At 63.3% G+C, this 26,118-nt stretch carries 16 protein-coding genes, 1 tRNA gene and 1 pseudogene; 2 read left to right on the forward strand and 16 right to left on the reverse strand.

The window, feature by feature from the left end; translation table 11 throughout:
• From APH27_RS22790 to APH27_RS26675, 4 genes are all read right to left on the reverse strand, one after another.
• A partial coding sequence (locus APH27_RS22790; RefSeq protein ID WP_060485978.1) for a hypothetical protein occupies window positions 1-1,177 on the reverse strand: 1,177 nt, incomplete at its 3' end.
• Between the two features lie 10 nt (window positions 1,178-1,187).
• Window positions 1,188-3,149, reverse strand: coding sequence for a hypothetical protein (locus APH27_RS22795; RefSeq protein WP_060485968.1), 1,962 nt, complete (start codon window positions 3,147-3,149; stop codon window positions 1,188-1,190).
• Between the two features lie 8 nt (window positions 3,150-3,157).
• Entirely contained in the window at window positions 3,158-4,015 is an 858-nt protein-coding gene (locus APH27_RS22800) for an SH3 domain-containing protein (protein ID WP_060485969.1), read from the reverse strand.
• Entirely contained in the window at window positions 4,008-4,205 is a 198-nt protein-coding gene (locus APH27_RS26675; RefSeq protein ID WP_027918617.1) for a hypothetical protein, read from the reverse strand. Before APH27_RS26675 ends, APH27_RS22800 begins: the two co-directional genes overlap by 8 nt.
• 666 nt (window positions 4,206-4,871) lie before the next feature.
• Here APH27_RS26675 and APH27_RS22810 point away from each other — a divergent pair.
• Window positions 4,872-6,623, forward strand: coding sequence for a hypothetical protein (locus APH27_RS22810; RefSeq protein WP_050437206.1), 1,752 nt, complete (start codon window positions 4,872-4,874; stop codon window positions 6,621-6,623).
• Window positions 6,624-6,757: 134 nt separating this feature from the next.
• Window positions 6,758-7,447: a phytanoyl-CoA dioxygenase family protein gene (locus APH27_RS22815; RefSeq protein WP_060485970.1), complete on the forward strand. Its 690-nt coding sequence runs from the start codon at window positions 6,758-6,760 to the stop codon at window positions 7,445-7,447.
• A 26-nt stretch (window positions 7,448-7,473) separates the two neighbouring features.
• Here APH27_RS22815 and APH27_RS22820 read toward each other — a convergent pair whose 3' ends face one another.
• The 12 genes and pseudogenes from APH27_RS22820 to purC form a co-directional block, all read right to left on the reverse strand.
• Window positions 7,474-8,949 (reverse strand): TolC family protein, encoded by a 1,476-nt coding sequence (locus APH27_RS22820; RefSeq protein WP_027918614.1) that lies wholly within the window; start codon window positions 8,947-8,949, stop codon window positions 7,474-7,476.
• A gap of 50 nt (window positions 8,950-8,999) precedes the next feature.
• Window positions 9,000-17,072: a DUF4347 domain-containing protein gene (locus APH27_RS22825; RefSeq protein WP_060485971.1), complete on the reverse strand. Its 8,073-nt coding sequence runs from the start codon at window positions 17,070-17,072 to the stop codon at window positions 9,000-9,002.
• Between the two features lie 91 nt (window positions 17,073-17,163).
• Complete coding sequence (locus tag APH27_RS22830; RefSeq protein ID WP_060485972.1) at window positions 17,164-17,694, reverse strand: phage tail protein; 531 nt, start codon at window positions 17,692-17,694, stop codon at window positions 17,164-17,166.
• Between the two features lie 50 nt (window positions 17,695-17,744).
• Window positions 17,745-18,074, reverse strand: a complete 330-nt coding sequence (locus tag APH27_RS22835) for a hypothetical protein (protein WP_027919931.1) — start codon at window positions 18,072-18,074, stop codon at window positions 17,745-17,747.
• Window positions 18,071-18,568: a GNAT family N-acetyltransferase gene (locus APH27_RS22840; RefSeq protein WP_027919932.1), complete on the reverse strand. Its 498-nt coding sequence runs from the start codon at window positions 18,566-18,568 to the stop codon at window positions 18,071-18,073. Before APH27_RS22840 ends, APH27_RS22835 begins: the two co-directional genes overlap by 4 nt.
• Window positions 18,569-18,682: 114 nt before the next feature.
• Window positions 18,683-20,782, reverse strand: coding sequence for an efflux RND transporter periplasmic adaptor subunit (locus APH27_RS22845; protein ID WP_060485973.1), 2,100 nt, complete (start codon window positions 20,780-20,782; stop codon window positions 18,683-18,685).
• A pseudogene (locus tag APH27_RS22850) lies at window positions 20,779-21,999 on the reverse strand (efflux RND transporter periplasmic adaptor subunit); the annotation flags it as partial. The gene APH27_RS22845 and the pseudogene APH27_RS22850, both read right to left, overlap by 4 nt.
• A gap of 95 nt (window positions 22,000-22,094) precedes the next feature.
• On the reverse strand, window positions 22,095-22,862 hold the full coding sequence (locus APH27_RS22855; protein WP_027919935.1) for an efflux RND transporter periplasmic adaptor subunit: 768 nt from the start codon (window positions 22,860-22,862) through the stop codon (window positions 22,095-22,097).
• Window positions 22,863-22,940: 78 nt separating this feature from the next.
• The gene (locus APH27_RS26965) at window positions 22,941-23,270 is read right to left on the reverse strand and encodes a hypothetical protein (RefSeq protein ID WP_082435243.1); all 330 of its coding nucleotides are present in this window, start codon (window positions 23,268-23,270) and stop codon (window positions 22,941-22,943) included.
• 110 nt (window positions 23,271-23,380) lie between these two features.
• Window positions 23,381-24,958, reverse strand: coding sequence for a hypothetical protein (locus tag APH27_RS22860; RefSeq protein WP_060485975.1), 1,578 nt, complete (start codon window positions 24,956-24,958; stop codon window positions 23,381-23,383).
• A 253-nt stretch (window positions 24,959-25,211) separates the two neighbouring features.
• A tRNA-Ser gene (locus tag APH27_RS22865) sits at window positions 25,212-25,301 on the reverse strand.
• A 91-nt stretch (window positions 25,302-25,392) separates the two neighbouring features.
• Complete coding sequence (gene purC / locus APH27_RS22870; protein WP_011535129.1) at window positions 25,393-26,103, reverse strand: phosphoribosylaminoimidazolesuccinocarboxamide synthase; 711 nt, start codon at window positions 26,101-26,103, stop codon at window positions 25,393-25,395.
• Window positions 26,104-26,118 lie beyond the last annotated feature (15 nt).

Below are 26,118 nucleotides of genomic sequence, written 5' to 3' on the forward strand. Positions count from 1 at the left end.
GCGCCGCGAACAGGCTCTTGCCTTCCTTGAAGGTGTACGTTTCCTCGAACTTGCCATCCTCGACCAGCTTCTGCCCGATGGCACACTCCGAATCGCTGTGGTTCTTGCCCTTGGCACCAAAGTCACTGCTCCAGGTGGACAGCCCGACCTCGTCACAGAACGCCGCGAACTTCGCCTTCGGTGCGCCTTCCTGGAAGGCGCTGTACGCTTGCTTGAGCGGCTTGAAACCGCTGTAGCTCACGCTGTAGTTCTCGACCTTGGCCTTGCGCGCAAAGCCGCTCACTGCTTCGGCCAGCACCGCCTGGCCGGTGAACGAGCTGTAGGCGCCGACGATCAGGCCGCTCAGGGCATTCTTGAGCTGAAGCTCGACATCGTCGAGCGCTGGCAGCGACTGGAAGTCGGCCTTGCGCACGATCTGGCCGACCTTCGAGCCGTCATTGCGGTGCGTCACGACGAACTCCATCGAACCCTCACCATCGCCGGAGCGCTGAAGGGTGAAGTCCAGATCGACCGTGGTGCCGTATTCACCGGTGCTGCTGACCAAAAACGCGCCCGTCACCGGCTGGCGTACTGCCAGGTTGGCGCCCCAGGCGAAGTCCGACTGGGTGGCACGGCCATTGGCGGTCAGCTCGGCACGCGGCTGGATCTCGTCGTTGACGTCCGAAACCAGCACCAGCTCGGCACCTTTGCGCGACACATAGGGGTTGGCCATCTGCATGCCGATCAGCTGGATGTGGATCTTGCCGTCCTTGCTGTCGCCCTCATGGGCCAGTTTCAGCGCATCGGCCTTCAGGTACACACCTGCGGTGTAGCGGCTGGCGGTGGCATTGAGCTGGTACTTGGCCCAGCCGGCCAGGCCCTCTTCCGGCGAACCGCCACGGGCCGATTCGAACAGGCCCTGCAGGCCACGCATGAATTGCTCGGCACCGTTGGTCTGCGCCGCCGCCATGCGGATCTCGGGGTCGGCCACGGTCAGGTTGCCGGAGAACGCCGAGTAGGAAATATCGCCTTCGGACAGCACGTCCTCCAGGAAGTAGCGTTCCTTGAAGTCCTCGTAATAGGCCATCGCGGCCTTCTTGCCCGAGCTTGAAAGCAGCGCGTAACCGCCGCCCAGCGCCAGCACTGCCGCCGCGACACCGCCAATCAGCAGCTGCTTCTTGTTCATCTGTTTAGTCATGGTGTTTGCCTCACTGGACCTGGGCGGAAGCATTCTTCCAGTCGTTCACGTACCGTTGGGAGACCTCTGGGGTCCAGCTGAAGTCGATGCCTGCGCCTGGGAACTCCCTGGCCAGCACGGCGCCGAAAGACACCTGATCGGCACACTTGTCCTGCTTGCAGGCCTGTGGCTCACCGATGCCGTAGGCACGGTAGGTCGGGATGGCCCGGCCATCTTCCAGCGGGTAGTACGGCGTGGCGTTGGCCACACGGGCGACATACCAGCCTTCGCCGTATTCTTCTTCGGCGACCAGGCGGCCCTTGCTCGGGAAGTCGATGCTGTAGAAGTCACCTTGCTTGCCGGTTACATGCACCATCATCGGCGCGACACTGGCCGACGACCCTGGGTCTTGCAGGGCCAGTGGCGAGCCGATGCGCACGGTGATACCGGCCATCTGTGCCAGGGCTTCGGTTTCGCGGCCCTTGAACTCGCCCATGCCAGCCTGCAGCTGCTCATAACGTGCCAGCACACGGGTGTGCACGCGTGCCAGTTCGGCTTGGCGCTGGCGCGCTTCGCGCAGGCGCTCCTGTTCACGCTGGGCCGTCCAGTTGGTGCCTTCGCGCACATCGAAGTACAGGCCGTTGCGGTTGAGGCCAATGCGGTTGCGCACGATCTTCTGCGCGTTGTCATTCCAGCCATTGGCCGCGATCGCCTGCAGGTTTTTCGCGATGAGCAAGGTGGCCACGTCGGTGGTGCTCGGCGAAGTCGTTTTGATCAGCTCGAACACTTCGACCGCCGCCTCTCGGTACTTGGCAGCATCCAGGGCGAACGACTCGTCGGGGGTTACCGCGACGTAGTAAGGGTCGTTGCTGAACGGCCGCAGTGCACCCCAGTTCGAACGCTGGAAGGTCAGATACACCTTCATCTGCCGAGCAGGGATCTCGCCGACCAGGAAGGCCGCCTGGTCCGCTTCCGGGGACAGGTAGGCCACCGCTTTGTTCTTCACCGCGGCTTCGAGGTTCTTGTTGAAAATCAGGGTGCTCGGGTGAACGTAGACCCGGTTCCAGTTATCGCCACGGTAGGTGGCGGGCACTTTCCAGGACAGTTTCTCGAAGCTGCCCTCACCGAAGCCCGATGCCGGGCACGGCATGGCCGGGGTGGCGCCGAATGCCAGGTTGTCACCGTCGTTGATGGTCGAGGTGCTGAGTACCCACTTGCAACCAGAGGCGTCGGTGATCTGCATCAACTTCGGGTTTTGCAGTACCAGAGAACGGCCGAAATCCGCGCTGGGGGCAGCAGCTATGGCCGAAGCGGGGGCAGGCGCTGGAGCAGCTGCTGGCGCATCGGCTACAGGTGCCGGAGCAGCCGGTGCGTCTGCTTTGGCAGGCTCGGCAACAGGGGCTGGCGCTGCGACCACGGGTGCTGGAGCCGCCGGTACTTCTGCCTTTGCAGGCTCGGCAGCAGGGGCTGGTGCTGCGGCCACCGGCGCTGGAGCGGCCGCTGCTTCTGCCTTGGCAGGCTCGGCTGCAGGGGCTGGCGCTACGGCCACCGGCGCTGGAGCGGCCGCTGCTTCTGCCTTGGCAGGCTCGGCTGCAGGGGCCGGAGCAGTCGGTGCTGGCGCAGATGCTGCCGCGGCAGGTACTGCGGCAGGCGCGGCCGCGAGCGTTACCAGGCCCAGGTTGGATGCTGTGCCCGAGCCGCTGGCGAAGAGTTTGCCAGTGCCGTCAACAGCCTTCCAGGAGACCTTCGCCGTCGCGCAGTCCTTGGCGAACACGAACGGCAGCTTGGTCAGCAAACCCGAGAGCAGCGCCTGGTCGTCCCATGCCGGGCGGGTGATGGTCATTTCGACGTCAGGCTTGCACCAGTTGCTGGCGTCCCCTGGCACTTCGACCTTGATGTTGTCTTTCTTCGAGAAGGCCAGCTCGTGGGCGAACGCCTGCGGTACCAGACCACAAGCGCCGATCACAGCCAGCGTGAGCGCGTGCTTTTTCATGGAGTTCCTCAGATCAGTTCCCAGGTGCCGTTGGCTTGTTTGCAGAAGGTGTTCTGCTCCTGCTCGGTCTGCCCGCCTTGCGACTGCAGACTGACGGTGACCGGGCGGCAGGCGGCCTCGGCGGCCACGGTCTGGGTTGGCAGCGACTGGATCGAATCGAGGTCGAAGCCTTGGGTTTCCTTGCTGGCAGCAACGTCCAGGTCGTCCAGGTTGACGGCCGGGGTCACGCGCTTGGCCACGGCCTGGGCCTTCGGTTCGACGTAGTTCTTGTGCACATAGCCGACGGTCACGCCCTTGCGCCCGACCAGGACCCAGTCGCCGGTGGAGCCGACGGCGGTGAACTCGGTGTGGTTCTTCAGGCTGCCAACCTTCTCGCCGCTCGGGTTGGGCGCGGCACGCACGTTGAGGTTGTCGCTGATGGTGACGTAAGGCTCGTTGATCAGCTTCATCGATGGCACCGCCTGGATCTTCGGTGCACGCTTGACCTGGACCTGTTGGGTCTTGGTGTATTCCTTGCCCGGGGTGATCTGCGCGGTGGCGCCAGAGTGGTCGGACTTCCAGGTCACCGGCTGGGCGCTGGCGGTGGCCGGCTGGCTCAGTACTTCCTGAGTGCGCAGCGCCAGCGCTTGCTGGTCCTTCTCATCGAGGTGATGGCCGATGCGGTTGCCGACATAGGCGCCAATACCACCGGCAATCAGGGCGGCGGCGATCTTGCCGTTGCCACTGCCCAGGGTCGAGCCGATGGCCACACCGGCCAGGCCACCGATCACGGTGCCCGCTTGCTCTTTGCTGATCCCGAGCTGTGCGCAGGCCGTGGTAGAGGCGATGGCGACCGCCAAGAGGGAAGCGACGAATTTCTTACGCAAGTGGAGCACTCCATTTCCAGTGAGTGAACAGGCGCACGCGCGCGACGGCCAGAGGCAGGCCGGACGAGATGTGGCTGTGAGGAATCTGCAAGGGGATGGCGATACTGGCGCGCTTCAGCGGCTGGGGGCTGAACGACGATCGGCCCGACAAGCAGCGGGCATTGAGTAAAACCAGTACGGCGAGAAGCATCCAACCAATCCATGTCAGAACAAGGTGATCGACCAGGACGCGTAGTCATTACACGGGGGGAGCCTGGGCGCTAGTAGCGATTTGCCGGCGCATTCTAACGCAATGCGAGACAAAATGTTGCGGGGAAAAGGCTCTCATACGGGCCTGAAATACACCTCGACACGCTCATTGAGCAGGTATTGATGCAAATGCGGTTGCAGGCTCATTTACCGACCGAGCCATGACCGCTGTACCGAGGCCAGAACAGGCAACGGAAATAGCAGAGGGCAAACAATGACTACAAACCAGGCGAAAACAAGACTCCAACCCACCCAATTCTGGCGCTGCATCCCCAACCCTGGGTTACCCATTTTTTTTCTTACTAGATCTGAATAAAATTTTTACAATTAGTAACAGTTTTTCCGGCAGCCATGCGCCAACTCAGGCATGGCACAACACGTGCTTTGACCGTTATGGCTCAAGGAACGACCTCTTGCGAACATGTCCGGAACCGGCCAGAACATTGCCGCTCGAGTGCGTCGGAAGTCCCGTACTCCGGTACTTCAGTCGAGCTGTTTATTCGATATCCGTATCGCTCCGTAGTTGTTGCACAAGCCGTGCAACACGAGCCCTAACGTCGGTAGATCGAATGCTTGCAAAGAGGCTGGCAGCATTTCGGAGACCATTATGCGCACATCTGCAGGCGTCATAACTTCAGCCGCAGCTCACACCCAAGCGCGGCTCAGCACGCTTTTCGCTCGCCCGGCCCTGCTTGCCGGTGCAGTCGTCGCCGCGCTGGCACTGAGTATTGCCGGGCCTGGCGATGCCTGGGCCAAGGGCGGGACCGACAAGCCGGTCAAGGGCACGCCGTCCCCCTTCACAACGCCAACGCTACCCGACCCGGTCTTTGTCGACCCCTTGGCCATTCACGGCTTCGACATCACCGGTTTCATTCAGGACATGACCGTCGACAGCAGCAATGGCAACTGCCCCAATACAAGTAACCCAAACCGTTTGGGCGGTACGGTGGTGGTCAACGGCACAACCATCAACGTGCCCTGTAACTCGATTATCCAGATGCCCGCCAATACCCTCACCTGGGCTGAGTTCGTCCACGGCGGCCCCTTGGGTCTCAAACAACTACCGGCAACTTACCCTTCTTTCGAAGTGCATGTTGTCGGCAACACGGTCGCGGGCAAACAGATTGCCGGCTTGATCTTCATCTCCCAGCAATCGGCCCACGTCGGCAGTGGCTACATCAGCAGGATCGACCAGACCACTGGCAATATCGAAGTGACCAGTACCAACTCGCCGCAACCGACGATCCTGCAGATCAACGACCCCAACGGGCGTTTCGGGCGGGCCCAGAGCCCTGACCCACGCTTCTCGGTGGATGACGCCAACCCGACCATTCACTCGGCGACGGGTTACCCGATGTGCGTGCCGCGTACTGGTGATGACCCTCTTTGCCCGCAGAAAAACCGGCCTAAAGTAGTCACCCCGACCACCACCAACAACTGCCGCAACTTTGCCCAGGCCGGCGTGGCGCTGCCGGCTGCCGGTGAATTGACACCACCAAAGGCAGGCCAGCTCTATTGCAGCCAGTTCGTCATGAAGCGCTTCAGTGACCCGACCCGGACTGCAACCGACCCGGACCCGACGCAACAGGTACCGTTCGAAGTCGGCGACTTCATCACCTACTCCGGCACGCTGTTCAAATCCACCACTGCCGGCGTTCCGGACTTCATTTCAGCCCATACCATCGAGGCCAACCTCGGCATCTACACCCAGCCGGGCAGTCAGCCCAGCTATCTGGCCATTGGCGAGTTCGGCGTCGGCACTGCAGACCCGGCCTTGGTCGCGGTAAACGGCGCGGCCCAGGAAACCCAGGACCGCATCTTCCTTGAAGCCGAAACTACCGACGTGAAGACCCCAGTGGACATCTATCTGATCGATGTCGACCCTGCCACCGGCGTACAGCGCAACCGCTGGATCACACCGTTCGAAATGACCGGTGAGTGTGACCCCGCGGGCGTGTTGGCAGCTACCTGCGCCGGCGCTTCAGGCGGGATCACCACGCAAAACGTGGGTGCTCAGCCGCAACGTGCACGCTTGCGTGCGTCCAAGTCTCCGACCGGCCTGCTGAGCCAGCCAAGCCGTACCTTGCGGGTAATGGCTCGCTCACTCTGCGTGCCCGCCAACACCCTTGCGCAAACCGGGGTCGACAACTGCCTGCAGAACGCCAGCCGCCTGACCGTGGCCAACGGGCTGGTTGCCGGGCAGTACGTGGCACCGGTGTTCGAGTTCATATTCCCGGAGAACGTCAAACCAGGGGACGAGATAGTGCCCAATGACTTCTGGCACCTGCCGTTCCTGCGCAATGGCGAAGGCAGCACCACCCTCAGCGGTGTCGGCGCGCTGGAACCAACGCCCTGGTGAGTTGAAGCGGGCTGTACAACCCAGGAACGAAAAGCCCCGCAGGCGTCGATCTGCGGGGCTTTTCGCTGGCTCGTAAAGGCGTAACCCGATCGTTATCATTGCCCGGCCCCGAACAACAAGGATGTGCGCACGCCATGACCGAACGCGAACAACTCCATCGAGATGGCTATGCCTTGCTCCGTCAGGCAATACCGCAGCAGTGGCTGGAGCATCTGCGCGCAGTGTTCGAAACCGGCGTGGTGCCCTCGCAGCAATGGCCGGTGCCGCGTGGCCCGGACTGGCGCCATTCGCAACTGGATGAAGACCCGCAAGTTCAGGCGGCATGCCGCCTGCCTCAGCTGCTGGCGACCGTCGGGGAGTTGCTCGGTGAGCGGTTCTTTCTTTCCCAGGTGGAAGGCCGCGACCCCGTCGCCAGCGGCGGCCACCAGGCGTTGCACCGTGACCGGTCGGGGCGGCGGCCAGGTGATACGGTGAGCGTGCTGGTCTATCTGGACGATTTCGGCCCCGGCAACGGTGCAACACGCATCGTGCCGGGCAGCCACAGGCCTCAACCAGGCGAGCAACCGTTCGACTTCAACGACGAATCGCTCTCGCAACAACTTGCCGGACATGCCGGCGACATCCTGGTGTTCGATGCCGAGCTGGTGCATGCGGCTAGCCGAAACCTCACAGGCAGGCACCGTCGCACACTGATGGTCAGTTACCGTGCCGAGTCGCTTTACACCTCCCACCTTGAAACACGGGCGCTGCGCAACGTCAGGATGGACACCCTTGACCGCTTCGAGCCCTCGGGCAAGGCGCTCGGCCAACCACTTGCGGGCTGAGCGCCAACCCGCCACGCTCACCTGAATCAGCGATTCCAGCTAGCCTCGCTGTTCTGCAGTGCCGTTGCGATGGTCTGCAGCCTGTCATCCGGCAGGTTGTCCGGCAACGGATCCGCCCCCGAGCTGACATACAACTGCGCATAGGCTTTGCGCAGTTCGGCGTAGGACAGGTCGCGCTTGAGCTGGGTCTGCAGGTTGTTCAGCTCGCCCTGGATCAGCTCGAGCTCACCGATGTTCTGCGTCTGGTAGCGATTGCGCAGCTGCTCGGCGATCTGCCCGTCCAGGCTCGCCAGCTCCTCGCTGGTATGGAACTGCCGCACGGCCTCGTTGAAGTTGGCATTGGCCACGTACAGCTGGGCCAGCACCGCCATGGACATCGCCTGGCGACGGGCTGCTGCCACGTCCTCGCCGGCTTCGGCGACCTTGATGGCCGCAGGCGCCGAGAGCACGTTGAACAGGTTCCAGGTGACCTTCACACCGTAGTCGGCCCAACTCTGGTTGGTCAGGAACGAGTTGCTGTCGTAGTGCCCGCCAGCGGAGAACTCCAGGCCCGGTAACAGGCGCAGCATGGCCTTGCGGGTTTCCGCAGCGCTGATGCGCGCCTGGTAGTCCTGCTCGCGCAGCTCCGGGCGGCTGGCCAGGGCTTGCTGTTCGAGCTTGGCGAAGTCGGCCTTGAACTCGGGTACCTGGTAGCCTTCTTCCGGCGCCAGGGTGAAGTCGGTGTTCAGCGGCAGGTTGATCAGCGCGGCCAGCTCAGTCTTGGCCAGGGACAGCGCACGGCGCTGCTCTTCCAGCTGTCGGGTGGCTTCGATCAGGGCACGCTGGTAGCTCAGGCTCTGCACCGGATCGCCGACACGCTGCGCCGCCATGCGCTGGCTATTGTCGCGGGCCTGGTCGATGCGGCCCATCAGGCTGTCGATCTGGCTCAGCAAGCGCTGGGCGGCCACGGCTCGCCAGTAGGCAGAACGCACATCCTGAGTGATGGTGTGGATCACCTTGCGCCGCCGCTCATCGAGTATCAACCGCTGGTCGGCTTGTTGCTTGGCACTGACGTAGCTGACACCGAAGTCCAGCACGTTCCACACCATGGTCAGGTCGGCCACGTCGCGATCACGATCCTGGGAGGTCGAGGGTTCGAGGGACTGAGTGCCTGTCTGGACGCTCTGGCTGCTGGATGCACTGACATTGTTACGACCGGCGTAGCCGGCGGCCAGCGCCATGCGCGGCAGCATGTCGAAGCGGGCCAGGTCGACCTGGCGCTGAGACAGCGCCTCCTCCATCACCTTCAGGCGGGCTTCGAGGTTGTACTTGACTGCACGTGCCATGGCCTGGTGCAGGGTCAATGGGCCGCTGACCTGCTCCTGGTCCTTGAACATGGTCGCCAGGTCGGCACGGGCGCGCGCCTCGCTGACACTGCGGTCGATCGGCTCACTGGTGACGGCACAGCCGCTGATGGCCAGTACCAGCAGGCTGGCAGCAAAGAGTTTGTGGCTATTATTCATCCTTGGGCCGCCCCCTGGTACGGCCGGGTTATCAAGTTGCATGCTGTCTTTCATGCCCGCTGCCCGATTTCTGTCGGTTGAGCCAAGGCCTTGGCCAACTCGCGCACATGGCGCTGGTCGGTTTCATTGATCTGCTGCAGTTGCTGACCGAAGGTCGGTGCCCCAAACACGCCGCGCAACCCCTGGTTGAGATCGCTCTGCTTCCATTGGCTGCCGTTGAACACGTTCATCTCGCTGACGCCTGGTACTTCATGACTGAATACGCTGGCCAAGGCGCTGCTACCGAATACCCCGCCATCACCGCCGCCAAAACCCAAGAAGCCGCCCAAGCCACCACGGCCACTGTCACTGCTGCCGAACACCTGGGCGATGAAGCTCGGCGCACTGCTGCCGGCGCCGAGGAAGATGGTACCCAGTGGCTGCAAGTCGCCGCCGACGGTGCGCACATCGAACAAAGGCTGGGGCAGCAGCGGCGAGACAGCGGCGTCTGCCACGAAAGCCGGTGCCTGCGGCGCCTGCAACGCGGCCTGAGGCGCACCCAGGGTCTGCGGTGGGTTGAGGCGGTACTCCAGATCACCGACGTCCTGGCTCTGGATGGCCTGCGCCTGGCCGAGCAGCGAGACGGCCAGGGCGTTGCCTGCGCTGTCCTGGATGCCGCTGTTCGGCGCGTTGAGGCTCAACGACAGGCTGCCCTGCCCGCGCAGGTCGCCAACCACGATGCGGTAGCTTCTGGCGTCAACCTGTTGCACCGACTGCACTACACCGCTGGCAGAGTGACTGCCAAGCACCGAGAAGTCGCCAGCATCAACGCCACTGACCGCTTCGTCGAACGTCAGGGTAAAGCTCAGGCTACGATCGTTCGGCGACACCGGGCCGTCGACCACGATGCTGCTCGGCTGCGGCGCCTTGGCATCGACCAGGATGCCGCGGGTATCGCCCGGGTTGTTCAAGGCGGTATTGGCGTCGTTGCCATGGGCGTCACGCAGGCTGGCACCATTGAGGTCGATGGACGAGGCCACGGCAAAGGTGCTGTTGCCGGCCATGCCACTGGTGACTTCGAGGCGGAACAGCAGCCTAGTACCGCCGGAGGTGGAGACATAGTCGGCGAAGACCACCCGGCCGTTGTCCAGGGTAATCGCCAGGCGCGGGTTGCCGTTGCCGCTGTCCACCAGCACCGCCTCGTCGGTGTTGACGATGAAGTCCAGGGTCTGGCCGGCAACGTAAGTGCCACTGGCCGGCACATCGACGCTGACGACGCTCGGGGCTATGCGGTCGATGCTGTAGCTGGCGCCCGTCAGGCCGCCAGCGATGGCGTTGCCGGCGGCGTCGAGGATGCCGGTGCCGCTGTTGGCCAGGTCCAGGCGCAGGCTGCCGAGGCCGCTCAGGCCGCCGACCACGACGGTGTAGGTATGCCCATCGAGCGCAGTGACGCTGCTGATGCTACCGGCGGCGCTGCCTCCGAAGACCAGGTTGAAGTCACTGGCGTCCACACCGCTGACCTCTTCGCTGAAGGTCACGGTGAAACGGACCGAGTCGCCGCTGCTCGGGCTGGCATCGACGCGCACGATGCTGCTGGCACCTGGCGCGGTGGTGTCTACCAGAACTCCGGCGGTGCTGCCCATGCCGTTCAATGCCAGGTTCAGGTCGTTGCCGGCCAGGTCGGTGAGCGCTTCCCCGCGCAGGTCGATGCTGTTGACGGCGATGCCGTTGCTGTCGTTGTCGCCCGCCTGGACCACGTACTGGAACACCAGCACGGAGCTGCCACTGCCGGACACGTAAGTGGCGTAACGGGTCACCCCGCCCACATCCAGCACCAGCCTTGGCGCCAGTGCGCCAGTCTGCAGCGCTTCGCTGCCGTTGACGGTGAAGCTCAGCACATCGCCGGCCTTGTAGCTGCCATCGAGCGGCGGTGTCACACTGACAACGGTCGGCGCGATGCCGTCGACGTTGACCCCGGCAGTGCTGGCCACACTGTTCAGGGTCGTCACGCTGGCGTTGCCGGCCTGGTCGCTGATGGCGCCGCCATTGAGGTCGATACGGCTGCCCACGGTCACACCGGTGCTGTCCAGCTGACCGCTGGCGACGGTCAGGCGGAACACCAGGGCGCTGCCGCCGGAGCCGGACACGTATTCGGCATACACGGTGCCGCCAGTGTCCAGGCTTACGGCAATGCGCGGCACGCCGCCAGTGGTATCGATCACCACGCTCTCACTGAAGTTGACGGTGAAGTCGAGGTTCTGGCCGGTGATGTAGGTGCCAGCGGACGGGGCCTGGACGCTCGCCACCAACGGCACCACGCCGTCGACCACAATATTGCTGCGCCCGCCCAGGGCGTCGCTACCGCCCACGGTCGGCAGGGTGAGGATCGCAAGGTCGTTACTGGCGTTGGCCAGTACCGCGCCATTGAGCTGCAATGCAGCGGTGCTCTGGAAGTCAAGGTCAGCACTGACGTCACCGGCCTGCACGGTGTACTTGAAGACCAGGGTGTTGCTACCCGAGCCGCTCTGGTAGCTCGCGTTGCGATCGACCAGCCCGGTCTCCAGCAGCAGACTCGGGATACCGCCGCTGGTATCGACGTTTACCACCTGGTCGAAGACCACGTTGATCAGCACTTCGTCGCCGACCTTCACGGTGCGGTCCAGGCCCTGGGCCGAGACACTGGTGACCTTCGGGTTCACCGGGATCACGTTGATCGAGAGGGTATCGACATCGGTCTTTGCCCCGCCGCTGCCGGAATTGCCATTGTCATTGGTCTCGATGGTCAGGCTGGCGGCGCCGACGAAGCCGCTGACGGACTTGAAGCTGAGGGTCTGCAACGCGGCATTGAGGTTGACGCGAGTGCCCTCGAAGATCATGGCCGTGTTGTTCGTGCCGCTCCCCAGCAGCAGGGTGATGCCGCTCAGGCTACCCAGGCTGAGCGTGCCGTTGGTTGCCGTCAGGGTCACGGTGATCAGCCCGTTGCCGGCATCCACGTCGGTGATGACGATGGCGTTGCCGTTGGCGGTGTTGAAGCCCAGGGCAATATCCTGCTGGGCGGTTTGCGCGGCCGGCACGCTGTTGACCGGTGCATCGTTGACCGCACTGACATTGAGCATCACGGTCTTGGTATCGGTCTTCTCGCCACCGCTGCCGCTGAAGCCGTTGTCGTTGAGGGTCACCGTCAGGGTCACGCTGCTGGTGGCGTCCTGGGCGGTCTTGAAGGTCAGGCCGTTGGCTGCGATGAAGAAATTGATATCGGCCAGGCTGCCGGACAGGGTCAGCACATCGGTTCCGGCACCAGCCACCGTGACCCCCATGCCACTGGCGGCACTCAGGGTGCCGCTCGGCACCGAGAACGTCGCGGTAACGGTGTTGGCACCGGCATCGACATCAGTGAAGCTGATGCCGCCGATCACGCTGGACACATCCTCGGTCACGACGATGGACGCCGGCGCGGTGACCACCGGTGCATCGTTCACCGCTGCGACCTGCAGGGTCAGGGTAGTGGTGGCGTCGGATACGCTGGTGGTATTGACGTTGATGGTCAGGGTCACGTCGCCGCTGGCGTTGGCCGCCGGGGTGTAGACCAGGCGGTTGCCGGCGATGAAGTTGTTGATGTTGGCCAGGGTGCCGCTCAGGGTCAGCGCGGTCGACGTGCCGCCCACAGTCACCCCGCCGGCGCCGGTGGCGCTGAGGGTGCCATTACCGACCGAGAAGGTGACGATACCGAGGGTGGAATCGACATCGCTGAAGGTGATCTGGCTGAGCGGCGTTGATGTGTCCTCGTTGACTGGCAAGGCCGCCACGGCGCTGATGGTCGGCGAATCGTTGACCGCAGTGAGGGTGATATCGCCGGTCACCGCGGTCGACGCGGCATTGCTGCCATCCGTCACGATGAACTGCACGGTGCGGGTGGTGGTGTTGGGGCTGTTCGACGCGTTGTTGTAGGTGATCGCGCGCAGCGCGGCCTCGAACTGTGCCACGGTCGCCTGATTGCCGGCAGAGGTCAGGGTCAGGGTGCCGGTGCCGGCGGTCCAGGTGCCGACGATATTGCCCATGGTGAGACCGTCATTGACGAAGCTCAGGGTGTCCTGGGAGCTGTAGTAGGTCAGCATGCGCGCGGCGGCACTGAACGGGTTCGGGCCGTCGGCGTCAGTCACGGTCAGGGTCGGGGCCACCACGACCGGGGTGGAGGCGACGTTGTTGCCTTCGGTCCAGGACGCCGGGGTGCCGCTCACGGTGACTACCGGGGCGTCGTTGACCGCGGTGACCACCACGCTGGCGGTGTCGGCGCCGACGGAATAGGCCGAGGTGCCGCCGGAGGTGGTGACATTGACCTTGGTACCCTGTAGGCCGGCGTTGCTGCTCTGGTCCCAGGCCTTGTAGGTGAGGGTCGCTGTCTCGCCATGGATGCCGTCCGGCACGAAGCGCACCAGGTTCTGCCCGGTGAGAATCAGCGCGGCGCTGCTGGAAACGACACCTACGTCGCTCCAGGTGCTGCCAGCGTCGATGCTGTACTGCCACTTGCCGTAGGTGGCGGTCAGGCCGGTGATCGCCATGCCCTTGAGCGCCGAGGTATCGACGTCGGTGACACCGCCCAGCAGCGAGAGGACGGTATTGCCGCCGTTGCTGACCGAGGTGTCGGTGATCCCGGTCAGGGTCGGCGATACACCGGTCATCACCGGCGCATCGTTGACCGAGGTCACCACCTGGTTGGCCACCGCGGTGGTGGTGGAGAATGCCGTGGTGCCACCGTTGCTGGTGGTATCAGCGGTGCCACGGATACCGTTGACGGACGCGGTACCGGTGCTCTGGTCCCAGCCGCGGAAGGTCAGGCTGGCGGTCTCGCCGTTGGCGCCATCGGGGACGTAGCGAACATAAGTGGTGGAGCTCAGCAGCAACGCACTGGAATTGGACACGGCACCGAAGTCGGTCCAGGTGGCATTGTCGGTGGAGTACTGCCAGGTGCCGTTGCCGGATTTGGTAACCACCGCGATACCGCGCAAGGCACCGACATCGGGGTCGACCATGGTGTAGTTGGTCAGCAGGGTCGAGATCCGCGTGCCGGTCGAGGTGGTGTCCTCGTTGATGCTCGGCAAGTTGTACGGCGCGCCGGCCAGCACCGGCGCATCGTTGACCCCGACCACGGTCACGGTGCTGAAGATACCGATAGCCGCGGTAGGCAGCCCACCGTTGGCCGAGCCGCCGTTGTCGCTCACGGTGTTCAAGGTCACCACCCGGTTGGCGGTGTTCGGGCTTTCGCTGTCGTTGCGATAGGCCATGGTATTGAGGATGGTCTGCGCCGTCGCCACGTCCAGGCCCGCGCTGCTGCTGAGGGTGATGCTGGCGGTACCGCTGGTCACCGAAACCGTGACCACCGTGCCGTTGTTGTTGGTGACCACGCTGGTGCCGTTGACCAGGGTCACGTCGCTGCCGTCGATCACCAGCTTCTCGGCCGCACCGTTGTAAACGGTGGTGACGGTGAAGGTCATCTGGTTCACTTTCTGCCCGGTCTCGACGGTATTGATCAACGCACCACTGAACAGTTGTACCGCCGAAGTGTTCTCGGTGTAGGTCGGGTTGGTGGCACTGACGCTGGCCACCGGCGTGTCGTTGACGCCCTGAACGGCAACGCTGACCACGCAAACCGCGCTATTGCCACCGGCACCGTCGTCCATGCTGATCGACACGCTGCGCGTGGCGGTTGACGGCTCGACGGTATTGGAGTTGCGGTACGCCAGGTTCTGCACCAGGGCCGCGACGTTGGTCGGGTTGGCGTTGCTGGTGAAGGTGATCACCAGCGGGTTGCCATTGCTGCCCCCGGTGAAGGTGCCGATGACCAGGCCGTTGTACATGATCGACGCACCGGAAATGGCGACCTGGTTGGCGCCTGCCCCCTGATCGCGAATGAACAGCACGTCTTCGCCAAGCGTGCCGCCTGCCGTGATCTGCACAGTCAGCTTGCCGCCGTTGAAGTTGGCCGAGTCGGCATCGCTGATCGTCGCGTTGCTGGAGGCGTCGAGCAGCACATAGGCGCTGTCTTCGACGTAAGTGACGGCGTCGCCATTTACGTTGCCGATTACCGGCGGCTGGGCCATGGCGACGGTGAAGTTCAGCGTGGTGTTGTTGCTGATCCCCTTGAACACGGTGCCGTCGGCGTCAACGAAGGCTTTTGGGCCCACACGCACCGCGTAGCTGAAGCCGCCGGCCAGGGTGATCGACGGGTCGATGGTCCAGGTGGTGCCGGAGCCGGTGATCTGCGAACTGCCGATGGCGATGGTCTCGACAATCGTATTGTCGGAAGTACGGACGATGTAGAGATTACCGGTGCCCTTGTTCACCGATTCGCTGAAGGTCAGGGTGATATTGGCAGTGGGGCTGACGCTGGTGGCGTTGTCGGCCGGCGAAGTGCTGACCAGCTCGGGCGCCGCGCCATTCTGCAGGTACACGACGCCGGTGCCGCCGTTGGTGGCGGCAAAGACATCCAGGTCGCCGTCACCATCGAAGTCGCCGACGCGGTAGTTGGTGCCGGTGTGGTCGAGCAGCGACAGCCCGTTGAAGGGCGACCCCGCTAGCGGCGTCAAGGTGAAAGTGCCATCGCCGTTGCTCTTGGCATACTGGAACGCGCTGCCGTTGCCGCCGGTCTGGTAAAGGATGTCGGCAGCACCGTCGCCATCGAAGTCCCCTACGATCACCCGGCCGTTGGCCAATGGCGCCGGGAAGCCCGTGGTAGCGAGGCTGGTAAAGCTACCGTTGCCGTTGTTGCGCAGGTAGGTGCCGGTCTGGCCGTTGACTGTGGCGAGAATATCGATATCACCATCGCCGTCGAAGTCGGCGACGAAGTAGTTGTTACCGGCATGGTCCGGTAAGGTCAGCCCATTGAACGGCGACAGGGCAAGGCTCAGCGAGGTGAAGGTGCCGTTGCCGTTGTTGTGGGCATAGGCCCAGGCGCTGTTGTTGCCGGCGGTCTGGTAAAGGATGTCGATAGCGCCATCGTTGTCGAAGTCGCCGACCACCATGCGTGAAGCCGCGGCCGGCGCAGGGAAGGAGCTGCTGTTGCCTGTTGCAAACACACCACCGTCGTTGCGCAGGAACACGCCAGTGGCGCCGTTCACCCCGACCAGGACGTCCACATCGCCATCGTTGTCGAAGTCGCCAACGTAATAGTTGGTGGACGCGTGGTCCGGCAGGGTAACGCCGCTGAAGGGGGATAAGCCCTGAGCAAGCTGGGTAAAGGTGCCATCGCCATTACTGCGAGCATAGAGCCAGGTGCTGCCATTGCCACCGGTCTGGTAGAGGATGTCGGTATCGCCGTCGTTGTCGAAGTCGCCGACCACAGTACGGCCAGCGGCGCCAATGGCCGTGCTGAACGGTGCGTTACCGGTGCTCCACGACGCGGCCAGAATTCCCTCGTAGCTTTCGACCACAAGCGCGGCCGTGTCGATCTGGCCGCTGCTGCGCTCCAGAACCCAGTCCCCGCCCAGTGTCGCGGTTCCCGTGTCATCCGAGGACGCCGCTACATCGGCACCGGTGATGGCCGCCAACTGCTCGATGAACGTCTGGCCAGTGCTGCTGTTACCCACTTCGCAGCCATAGATCATCAGGTCGCCGTCAGCCTTGAGCGCGGCGCCGATGCTTTCCAAGGCGGCGCGGTGCTCGGCCAGGTTGCTCGACGCCAGCCAGACATTGCCCGCCTGTACCGTACCGTCGGCGCCGTGGGACAGCAGATGCACCGCATCCAGCCCCTCGCGGCCCTTGAGGTAGTCGGCCATCTGTTGCAGGCCGTCCTTGTCAGGGTCCAGCACGACGATCTCGGCGTTGCCTGACAGGCCAGCCAGCAATTGCTGGACATTGCCAACCTGGCCATCGACGAACACTACCTCCTGCCGCTGGGAAGGCTGGGTGCCTTGCGAGCTCTGGCTGGGACGGCTGTCGGCGCTGGCGCTGTCCTGCGCGGCCTGCGCCTTGGAGGTGCTGTCTGTGGTCGGCTCGGTGGTGGCTTGCGCTGCATCCTGGGCGACTGCGCCAACGGAGGCATCGAACATGATCCGTGGCTCCAAGGCCATCAGCAATGGCGCGGTACCAGGATCGGCGGGCCGCACTTGCGCGGTAGCCTTACGCATGAATCGTTCGATGAGTTTCATGGTGCGCCTCCAGTTGCGCCACCGCCCTGTCTACTCAGGCAGCGCTGCGAAAAAAGTGACGGCGCCTTGCAAAGCGCCGCCGGTCATTTCATTAGCTTCGGGATGGGTACTCACCCATCAGGGCGATGATGAAGCTGACGGACAGGTACGGGCTGCGAGTTTGCAGCGGAATGGAACTGCCGCTGACGGTGCTGTTCAGGGGTACCTGGTTGGCAGGTGCAGCCGTATACATGTTGATCGGGTTCAGGTCCTTGTCGACCGCAGCAGCCAGATACCCGTTGGCCAACGGAACGTTGCTGGTGCCTTCACCGGTAGAGGCAAAGATCGTGTGGTTGTGTGCAGGCATATTGCTGGTCAGCACGCTGACGGATTCAACCCCGGCGAACTCCCCGAGTTCCACCGGTTGCAGGCCCACACCCGTTCCCCAATGAATCGGTGAACGCCCCTGGAAGTTCGGCAAGGCAAAGGTGGTCACGCCATCACCACCATAAGTTGTACCGAGCAGCGAGAACAACGCGGTGTTTTGCGAGATCGCTGTCAACTGCCCGTTGCACAGGGAGTAACCGCGGGGTGCAAAGTTGCCAGCGAACATCTTGATCTCGCCGATAAATGGATCGCTCATCGAACACTTCCTTAGCTGAGTTGCGTTTATTGAAAACTCTCAGGTGCCGGTTATTGCTGTGCGGCTTTTTCGCGGTGGATGACGGCTTCCAGCAACGGACGCCCATCGGCGCCAGGCATTACCGGCGTCAGCAGCAGCAACCATGCCTGTTGTTCGGGGCCGAACAGGCGGTACACCTGCGACGGCAACGCCACGCCTTCGGGCAAGGACAGTACGAACGAATAGCACTCATAGCGTTCGTTCATCGCCACTTCAGGGTAAACACCGGCCAACGTGACCCGGATACCCTGCCCCGGTGCCACTTGCAGGACGAACCCCTGCGGGTCGGCCCTTTCAAGTTCCGCCTGGCTGGGCACGGTATGGATGTCTTCTCGACTCATGGGGCTTTCCTTGAGGCAGGCCGGGGCTCGCGCCGCATACGCAGGTAAACCCCAGACTGGTTGATGACGGCGAAACCAAGGCGGCTATACAAGCGCTGGGCAGGGTTATAGGTTTCAACGAACAACTCGACGAGCAACCCCTCTGCATCGGCACGCCGCACCATTTCATCAACGAGCGCGCTGCCGATACCCTGTTTCTGATACTCAGCTACCAGCGCGATATCGATCAGGTTGACTTTGGCCGGCCCCCAGAAGCGGTAAAGCCGGCCAATGGCTTTACCTTCATGCGCTATGACCAGAAACTCGGCACCGCTGTAGTGGGCCTGGTAATAGGCATGCTGGGTATGGAATTGTTGGCTGAGGAAGGTAGCGACCTGCTCGGCGGGCCACCCGCTGCGGGACATTTCTTCGGCACGTGTTTCAGCGTAAAGGCGCTCGATGAACGCCATGTCGTCTGATTGCAGCGCACGCAGGGTCACAGCGTCCTTGAGCATTGAAGGCAACTTCCTGTAATAACGTTTGGCACTAACTTTTATTGCGCCGACTGCCGCGCTTACTTACATGGCAAAGTGACAGCAGATTACCGCAGCTGCCTCGCAACCGCACTACTAAAATCCGCTTTCTCTTACGCCCAACGCAGCTAACCGTCGCCATGCGGATCCCAGCAGCGACATGCCTTCGCCATCGAGCACCACAACGCCTCGCTGTGGATGCATCACGTGCCCGGCTGCACCATTTTCGACCACGAAAAGCACGCCATACTGGGCCTCCAGCGGCTGCGCCCGCTTGTCTGCATCCCTGCGCACGGCGATCGGCCCCTTATGCTCGGAAACCAGTGCTTCCTGATCGATGAACGACACGCCGTTGGCGTCCACCTCTGCAAGGCTTACCGCCAAGGCAGGCTGCAAAACGTCATCGACAACGAAATGCCCGGCGGCACCTGGCTCGACCCGCCACAGGTCGGCCTCGGCCAGGTAGCCGCGCAAGCGCAAGCCTGGCGCTGCAACCTGGGCCAGCGGCAAGTCGACATCAACCCAGCGCCCCGGCACCAGATTGTCCGCCAGGTCACGCACCACCCCGGCGTGGGGCGCGCGCAGACCCAGCCGATCGCGTTGGGCCGCCAGGCCGCGATACTCGGCTACGGCCTCGGCCAGCCGCTGCTCGATAATGCCGCTATCCGCCGCAGTGGCACTGCGCCCGGACTGGCGGCGCAACTGCAGTTGCAGAATTTCGATTTCACGCCGGGTAATACCCATCTTCGACTGCAGGTCTGGAGATTCCAGCTCCACCAGCAACTGGTTTTCGGCCACCACTTGCCCATCCTTGACCAGCACCTTGCTCACGCGCGCCGGGGCAGGTGCGTGCAGGGAGCTGAGCTGCGCAGCTTCGAGCATTGCCGGCACCTCCACCCCACTGCGCCAAGGCACGATCAACAGCGCCAGCAACCCAGCCAGGCCGATACCCAGCAAAAGCACCTTGCGCGGCTGGGCCTGTTCGCGGTGCTGCCACCAGTGCTGCCATTCGCGCCAGACAGGCAGGCCGATGAACCACACCAGTTCGACCATCATCAGGAAGATGCCGAGCACCTTGAAAAACAGGTGATAGACCGCCAGGGCGATACCGAAGAACAGCGCCGCGCGCCAGACCCACGAAGCGTAGCTCCAGCACAGCAGGCGCCGACGCAGCTTCGGTGGCCAGTGCTCGGGCATCGGTTCGCCGTAGCCGAACAGTGTTTCGCGCAGATGCCAGCGGCCAAGGGCGAAGCCCCGCCCTTGCAGATTGTCGACGCCCCACAAGTCACTGAGCAGGAAGTAACCGTCGAAACGCATCAGCGGGTTGACGTTGATCGCCACCGTGGTGATCCAGGTGGCGCTGGCCAGCATGAAGGCCGCCGTGCGCCCTGCCCCATCCGGGAGCAACGACCAGGCCAGCAGCGCGATACAGGCCAGCAAAAGCTCGGCCAGCACCCCACCGGCGCCAATCAGCAGGCGGGTGCGGCGGTCCTGCACCCGCCAGGCATCGCTGACATCGGTGTAGAGCATCGGCAACAGGACCATGAACGCCAAGCCCATGCTCGGCACCCGGCAACCGGCGCGCTTGGCCATGTAGGCATGGCCGAACTCATGGCAGAGTTTGGCGAAGCCCAGGGCAATGCCGAACGCCGCCATCCCGCCAAGGCTGAGCAGGTGCGGGAAGGTGGCAAGAAAGCGCTCCCAGTCGCGCATCACCAGAAACAGGCCGAGCAGCAGCACGGTTGGCAGACCGAAGCGCAGCAGGTTCGGGCCATGGCGCTCCAGCCAAGGCCAGGTACGGTTCAGAAAAGCATCCGGCCGCCAAAGGGGAATTCGAAAGAACAGGTACTTGTGCAAGACCTGCGCCCATAGGCCCTGGCGCTGGCTCGCGGCCTTGATCGGGTAGCTTGCACGTTGCTCGGCATCCAAGGCGCTGATCAGGTCATGACCGCGCAGGAAGCGCAGCAATTCGTCCAGCGCCTGCCCGGTAACCGGCAAACCCGGCTCGGCGTTGGCAGCATTCAACACCCGCTGCGGATCGCCCTGCTCCCAGTGACGCAGCAGGCGCATGGCTGGCGCGCCAAGCTTGAAGTAGCGCCCGCGCAGTGGGTCGGCCAAGGTCCATTGCGGCGAACCGTCAAGCCCCGGCGCACCCGGCGAGAGCTGAAGGTCGGGGCGCAGCGCCGGCAGCCTCACAGGCCCACCGACTGGCGCAGGGCCGCCAAGGGCCGGCGCAGCAGGTACAAGGCAAGCGGCGCACGGGCGCCGAACACCTTGGCGGTGCCGCGCAAGCCGATACGCGGCGGCGCTTGCTCGAAGCTGGCATCAAGCCGATAGGCCAATTGCCCGGCCGGCGTACTTTGCGCCTGGTAGGCCATGCGCTCCAGGGTGGCATCGTGGCGGTTCAGCGGGTCGCTGTCGAGGAACAGCGCGACCTCGGCGCCTGGCTCCAGGCCGATGGCGTCGGCCACCGGCAACTCGACACGCAGCTCGGCCTGGGCCGGGTCGGCGATTTCCATCAGGCGCTCGCCGGTGCGCATTGGCTTGCCGATTAAGCGCTGGGCATCGGCGAACACCGCAATGCCATTGCGCTCGGCGCGCACTTCACTACGGCCAAGCAGGTCAAGTGCGTAATCGCGCTCGGCGCGCTTCTGCTCGACCCGGGCCGCCAGCAGATCGAGCCGCGCGCTGGAGTCGGCGTCGGAAAATGCCCGTTGGCTATTGGCCCGCAATTCCGCCTCGGCGACGCCCAAGGTGCGTTCGGCGACGTCGGCCTGGGCCTTGAGCGTGGTGGCATCGAAGCGCACCAGCAGCTGCCCGGCCTGTACTGCCTGGTTGGGCTTGACCAGGAATTCGGCGACCACCCCGTCCAGCGGCGCGGCAACCACCTGGCCATTGCGCGGTGCTACCTCGGCAGGCGCCAGGACCGACTGGCGCACCGGCACCAGCAAAGCCATCAATAGCACAGCGGCCAGGGCCCAGCGGGTACGGGCCGGCCAGCGCAGGCGCCACGGTTTGCCTGGCTGCAGAGCGCACCAGGCGTGGCTGTAACAGTCGCCCAGTTGCGCCAGCAAGGCCTGCTCGGCGTCACTCCAAGGAGTATCGCGGGCCAGCCACAGGCCACCGAACACCTCGCCATTGCGGTCCTTCAATGGCAGCCAGAACGCATGGGGCGCCGACAGCGCCTGCCAGTCGTCACGGCAGGCCTGATCCAGGTCCTCGGGCGGTACCGGCCCGGCCAGCGCGAATCGCGCACCGGCTGCCAGCCGCGCGGCGACCCGTTCGATGAACACCACAAACGGGGCGTTCGGCTCCACTACGCTGATGCCGGTCAATGCACGAGCCTTGCCGGTGATCAGCAACGCGCCGTGGCGATAGCCAAACAGCGGCTGGCTGTCGTTGACCATGCTGAACGACAACGCCTCCAGCGACGCTGCGGCACGGGCCTGGCGCTCCAGCTTCAGGTAGTGGGCGAGCAGCTGCTCGAGGGCGCCGGGAACAGGCGCGTTCATTGGCTCTCCGGGAACTGCGCGGTGCCACTCATGCCGGCCAGCAGGCCCGGAGTGTTGGCCGGTACGCTAGCGATCAACAGCAAAGTCTGGCTTCCTTCGTCAATGCGCGCACCGAGGCGCTTGACCACCGCGTCGATAGGCTTGCCAGTCTCATCGGGCACGAAGCTGAAGGCCTGCTCGGGCTTGAGCTTGCCGAGCCAGCGCGAAGGTACCAGCAGATGGATTTCCAGCGAGCGGTTGTCGACGATTTCCAGCAGTGCCGCGCCGCTGGCCACGCTTTCGTGCGCCTGAACCCGGCGCGCCACCACCTGGCCGTCGAAGGGTGCCTTGATCTGGCAGCGTTGCACCTGCACCTGATAGACCTGCGATTCAGCCTGGGCCTGAGCCTGGCGCGCTTCGGCCAGGGCCACTTCGAAACGGCCGACCGAATTCAGCGCGGCCAGTTGCTGCTTGTTGTGCAACTCTTCGCGGGCAGCGCGCACAGCAGCGGCAGAGGCGTTGGCCTGGGCCTGGTAGGCGCTGCAGTCGAAACGCACCAGCACGTCGCCTTTGCTGAACGACTGCCCCTCGGCATAGGGGATGTCAATGACCCGGCCCGGCAACTCGCTGGCCAGCACCGCCTGGGAACGGGCGCGCAGAACACCACGGACCTCGCTGGCAGCGGAGGTTGCGCTAGCACTATCAAGCAAAGGGTCGCCCGCGTTGGCAGCCTGCGCCACACCGCTGATCAACGCCAACGCCGCCCACCAGACAACCTGCTTCATCTCGCTACGTCCCTGTAAAGGTATGGATTGTTACAACCTGCTTATCGGCTGCCTCACAGACAACGTGAGCGTTTCGGATCAGTGGCGGCGATAACTTTTCTGGCCGCCGGGCGTCAGGCAGTAGACGCCACCTCGCGGCCCGGTACAAAAGGTGCCTGAACCGCAGGCACACTCGCTACTTGCCCCCTGCAACGCGTTCACCACGGGCCGTGAACTCCGGTTGCCGGTATGGGCCGTGCAGCTTTTTCTTGAGGCACTGAGGGAGCCATCATTGCAAAGAAAGGCATCACCGTCGCAACCGGCGATCCCACCCTTGCGCCCGGAACATGGCGTGTTACCGGCCCAGGAGGCTGGGGCACCCAGGCACAGGGCCAACGTCAGGCATACGGAAAAAGAGAACGATGTCACACAATCGACCCTCAGTGAAGTGGCCAGATGCTATCAAGGTTCGTTCTGACTAGATAGCGCTCCAGCTGGCGCTTTCAAGAGCATGACGCGCCCCCCTGCCGCTTGTGCCGTCATGGCTGCGGGGTGATCCAGAAAATCTCCTGCCCAGGTACGCGAATTTCCACGCGACCGTCTTTGCGTACCCGCAGCACCGAACGTCGATACAAGGCTTGCTGGTCCTTGAAGTATTTGCCGGAGGCCCAGTAAGGCGACCCCTGCATGTCATAGGCCACGAAGTTGCCATCGGGCTGGAGCATAAGACGCTCCGGCGGCACCGGGTGGCCCGCTGCCGCCGACCATACCACCTTGCCATCGCGCCCCTTGACCAGCTCTACCGAGCCGTCATGCCGGTAATGCAAGGTATAGGCACCCGCCTCCGAGGTCAGGTAGCCCCCCGGCCTCAGGTGCTCGTCGACCAGCAGCCGTTCGCGCTCGGCGAAAGGCTGGTTATAGGGCTCGATAAGGAATTGCTGCTCGTTCTCGTACGGGTGATTGACCCGTTTGCCGCTCAGGCGGACCTCGGTCGCTGCCTTGTTCGGGCCAGTGCGGGCAATCAGGCGCAAGTCATTGTTGCGGTCCTTCGCCTCGCCCTTGAATTGCAGGTTGAACACCCGGTGCGAGACATTCCAGCTGATCTTCCAGCCACCCTTGGCGTCCTTGTAATCCTTGACCCCAATGGCGCCGTCCGGGCCGTCCAGCTGGAGGATCCGGCCAGACACTGCATGCTTGACCCGGAAACGGTGATCATTATGCGGGTTGAACACCAGCGGCTCGATGGGCTCCAGCCGCCACTCCTGAACCACGTTGGAAAGGTGCACGCCGTTATCATCGCCATAGCGCAGGCCATGATCGCCCAAGCCCGAACGGAACGATACCGCGATGGCGTCACGTACACCCTGGGACGCCAGCGCCAGCTCTTGGACCAGGGCCTTGACCTCCTGGGGCAACTGGCGGGTCATTTCCACCTCTTGGCGCCCCAGCAGGATTTCGAACGCCCTGAGTTCATCCTTGATCCGGAATGGCGAACAGGGATCGGCCTGAACCAAATGCAGCAGCAAGAACGCCTTGACCTGGGCGAGGAAGAAACGCGCGTAGCAGTATTTGCTCGCGTAGAAATAAGAAACGAAGTCGCGACTGCTCTGCTGCTCATGGAACGGCCGCAGGAAATACTGGCCGTAGTCACTTGAGAGCAAGCGCTGCAGGGTCAGCAGGTCGCTGCCCAGCGCCTCTGCAACACGGCTGTTCAAGCCATTCAGACGCCCCACTGCCACCATCCGATCGGCCGCACCTTGCAACCCGCCAGCCGCCTGCTCATGAATGCCATGAACAAGCTTGTCCAGCGCTTGCTCGTATTCGTGGTACAGGGACTCGATCGAGGTCAGCGCCCCAGCGATCTCGAATGCGCTCAGGTTGAGGCTGTACCGCTTGATTTGCCGATCGATCAGGGCGATACGAGCACGTGCCCGCTGCAGCCGCCCCAAACGCCCCTCCAGGAATTCGCAGAGCTTCTCGCCCCCCTCTGATCCATAATCCCGGTACAACACCTCCCAGACACCATCAACCGCCCTCGGTATCATCGCCATCTCGACCTGCTCGGCCAGCTCTGCGGCGGAAATGGAAATGCCGAACTGAAGCGGTGAATTGATCATCGAGGCCTTCTCCCTGGGACTAGCTGATGCGGCTGGACTACCCAACCGACTGCAAGAGCATCCGATTGTAGGGGCAAGTCATGACAGGGGAAATAGCGATTTGCCAGTATCGATATCGAGATGATTCAGGTGCAGCCATGGAGGGCGACCAGACAATAAAAGGTGCTGCCCTGAATTTTCCCTGACTGATACCCCGGAAACGACGAAGCCCCCGAAAACTCAACGTTTTCGGGGGCTTCGGCTACTTCGCGTATGGCGGAGAGATAGGGATTTGAACCCTAGGTACTGTTGCCAGTACAACGGATTTCGAATCCGTCCCGTTCGACCACTCCGGCATCTCTCCAATGCCGCGCATCATACCAGCGAATCTTTAAAAGGCAAACCTTTTTTCAAAAAAAATCACGTGGTATCAGGCGCTTGCGTGAGCGGGCGCCTTACAGCGGCACGCCCAGGCGCTTGGCAACTTCTTCGTAGGCTTCAATCACGTCGCCCAGACCCTGGCGGAAGCGGTCCTTGTCCATCTTCTTGCGGGTCTCTTTGTCCCACAGGCGGCAGCCGTCCGGGCTGAACTCGTCGCCCAGGACGATCTGACCGTGGAACACACCGAACTCCAGCTTGAAGTCGACCAGCAGCAGGCCGGCGTCGTCGAACAGCTTGCTCAGCACTTCGTTGACTTTCAGCGACAGCTTCTTCATTTCGACCAGCTGCTCGGCGGTACCCCAGCCGAACGCGACAACGTGGGATTCGTTGATGAACGGGTCACCCTTCTCGTCGTTCTTCAGGAACAGTTCGAAGGTGGACGGCTCCAGCTTGATGCCCTCCTCCACGCCCAGGCGCTTGACCAGGCTGCCGGCGGCGTAGTTGCGCACCACGCACTCGACCGGAATCATGTCCAGCTTCTTCACCAGGCACTCGTTGTCGCCCAGCAGCTTGTCGAACTGAGTCGGCACGCCGGCTTCTTCAAGCTTCTGCATGATGAAGGCGTTGAACTTGTTGTTCACCATGCCTTTGCGGTCGAGCTGTTCGATACGCTTGCCGTCGAACGCCGAAGTGTCGTTACGGAACAGCAGGATCAAGCGGTCGGCGTCGTCGGTCTTGTAAACCGATTTGGCCTTGCCGCGGTAGAGTTCGTCGCGTTTTTCCATGATTGGGCTCCGCTT

The sequence above is a fragment of the Pseudomonas sp. NBRC 111123 genome, from assembly GCF_001320205.1.
GTDB classification, from domain to species: Bacteria; Pseudomonadota; Gammaproteobacteria; order Pseudomonadales; family Pseudomonadaceae; genus Aquipseudomonas; species Aquipseudomonas putida_J.